This window comes from Mesorhizobium sp. M4A.F.Ca.ET.050.02.1.1, assembly GCF_003997725.1.
GTDB lineage: Bacteria > Pseudomonadota > Alphaproteobacteria > Rhizobiales > Rhizobiaceae > Mesorhizobium.
In genome coordinates, this window is record NZ_RZSG01000823.1 from 1 (window position 1) to 2,558 (window position 2,558).

General features: G+C 65.8%; 2 protein-coding genes. Both read right to left on the reverse strand.

Features of this window, described 5'->3' with window-relative positions:
• The coding region (locus EOA33_RS31735) for a response regulator transcription factor (RefSeq protein ID WP_145989401.1) at positions 1-566 on the reverse strand (566 nt) is incomplete at its 3' end.
• A 3-nt stretch (positions 567-569) separates the two neighbouring features.
• Entirely contained in the window at positions 570-2,117 is a 1,548-nt protein-coding gene (locus tag EOA33_RS31740; RefSeq protein WP_127407423.1) for a DUF4173 domain-containing protein, read from the reverse strand.
• Positions 2,118-2,558 lie beyond the last annotated feature (441 nt).

Below are 2,558 nucleotides of genomic sequence, written 5' to 3' on the forward strand. Positions count from 1 at the left end.
TGGATGTTGGCGGCATAGGCATTGGCCATCACCGCCTCGCGGGCAAGCACATGCGTGGGGCGGGCGAGGAACCCTTTCAGGATCGCGAACTCGATGCCCGTCAGCGCCAGCGGCTTGCCGTCGAAGCTGGCGCCGTGGCTCGCCGGCATGAGCACCAGCCCGCCATGCGAGAACTGCCGTTCTTCGGCCTCGGCCGACGCCGGGCGGGCGCGGCGCAGGATGACGTTGACGCGGGCGACCAGCTCGCGCGGGCTGAACGGCTTCGTCACATAGTCGTCGCCGCCCATTTCCAGCCCGAGGATGCGGTCGATCTCCTCGTCGCGCGCCGACAAAAACAGCACCGGCACGTCGGATCGCTGCCTCAGCCTGCGGCACACCTCCAGCCCGTCCATCTCCGGCATGCCGATGTCGAGCACGACGAGGTCGGGCGCGCGCCGCTCGATCGCCTGCAGGGCGGCGGCACCATCGGCGACGCCTTGCGTCCTCATGCCGGCCTTTTCCAGCGCGAAGCAGATGATCTCGCGGATATGCGGATCGTCGTCGGCGACGAGGATGTTGTGCGGCATCGATCAGAGGTCCGGCATCGCGGGTCGATACCCGGGAGGAACCACGAGCGGACCTCTTTTGTCGAGTGCGCGCAAAAGCCGCCAGTCGCGAAAGCTCCAGGCGCGCCAGTTTTTCTGCTCGTCGCGAAAGCGGGCCTCGGTGAAGGCGTCAGCCGGATCGCGTTTGTCGGCGAGGAACACCTTCTTCTGATGGTCAAAAAAGCGGTCGAGTGCCGGCAACGCGGCGGGGCCGAGAGACCTCGTGTAGAAAAGGTCGAGGCTGGTGCCGGGGCCGTTCATTTCGTAGGAATGGTCGACATTGTAGTTGGCGATCAGCGCGGCGAAGTTGACGTAGCAGCACACATAAAGCGTCGCCGATAACGTCAGAAGATTGGCGGAGAGCAGCCATTCGCTGGATTTTCCAAGCGCGATGCGGGCGATGATCAGCGCCAGCCCTGCCGCCACCAGCCCCATCCAGACGAAGGCGGCAATGCGCAGATAGGTCAGCGCGTAGATGCCGATATAGAGATCGAGCCTCAGCATCGAGGAGATGACCAGCATGATGTTCTGCGCCACCCAGGCATAGACCAGCCGGCGGATCAGCGGGTCCTCCGACGTCTCGCTGCCGGGCCTCAGCGCTGCGAGCACGAAGCCGGCGGCAAGCAGCGCGGTGACGATCAGCGGATAGGCGCCGCGATGCGCATAGGCGGCGTAGGTCAGCCCGTCCGGCAGCGCCACCCCGCCCCACAGATAGGTGGCGTCGAGCGCGGTCTGCAGCGCGAACAGAAGGTTGAAGACGAGCAGCGCGCGCAGGATCGCCGCCTTGCCGAAGAGGACGTCCTCGATGGTCGTTCTTGCCTGAGCCGGCGGTTCCGTGCGGACGATCCGCGACTTGCGCGGCAAACGGCGGAAGAAGCGCGGCAGGCGCGGCCGCAGGAAGGCCCAGATGCCAGCGAGCACGGCCAGCCAGAAGACCAGCCGCGGCAGCTGGATCAGGTTGAGGAGTGCAAAAAGGTCGATCAGCGAGAACCAGTATTCGATGACCGGATTGGCGGCGCCGAACAGAGCGAGGAAGACGAGACCGAGGCCGAGCGGCATCACCCAGACGGCGATCGCCGCCAGCCGGATGCGCCGCCCGCCATGGCGCCGCGCCGCCTTGCGCCAGCGCACGAAGTCGCCCACCAAGCGGAACGGCGCGGCGATGAAGAAGGCCGAAAGCTGCCTGGCGATGCGGGCGAGGCCGGCGCGCAGCCGCCCGGTCAGCGAAAGCGCGAACGCCGAGAGCGCCACGAGCGCGATCGAGACCGACAGCGGACTGACATTCTCGACCAGCGGCAGCAGCGCCGCGAGCAGGGCGGCAGGCCTGACCCAGAGCCAGCGATCGTTAAGGTTCATGGAATTGAGAGACAGGGAATTGAGGGCCACGATCGCGGCGGCGAGCACGATGCCGAACAGGAACCACGTGATGCCGGCCGGCTGGCCATAGAAGAAAAAGTCCGCCAGCGCGACCAGCAGGACGGCGACGCCGAAGCGCTGGCAATAGCTCGGCGCCGGCGCGAGAAGATCTGTCATGACCGGGTTTTCCTCGCTTTGGCCGGCGCATGGCGCGGCGGCGATCTAAGGACGAAGGGCAACAGCGTCGCGGTCGGCCGCGCTTTCGCGGCGAGCCACCAGCCATCGCTGCGCAGCCGGTAGGGCAGGGACCAACGGGGACTTTCGTGTGTCTGCATGTCGCCTGTCTCGCAAGCAGGCGAGGAGATAGCGGGGCGGGCCGCCTGAGATTTTCAGCAATGATTTGCAGATTTCGTGCAGGGGAGCTTCGAACGTTGGCGCTGCCCCTCATCTGGCTGCCGCCATCTTCTCCCCGTGAACGGGGAGAAGGACGTCGTCACGCGGATTTTCGCCAATCACCCGCGTCGCAGGAAGCGTGCCTGGGCCGCGGCCAGTGTCCAGCCGATAGATGGGTAACAGTTTGAACCGGATACATAGGTAACAGTTCTCCCCCTATTTGTC

Coding starts and splice junctions, on each gene's coding strand:
- EOA33_RS31740 (WP_127407423.1), bottom strand. CDS start 2,117: ATGACAGATCTTCTCGCGCCGGCGCCGAGCTATTGCCAGCGCTTCGGC.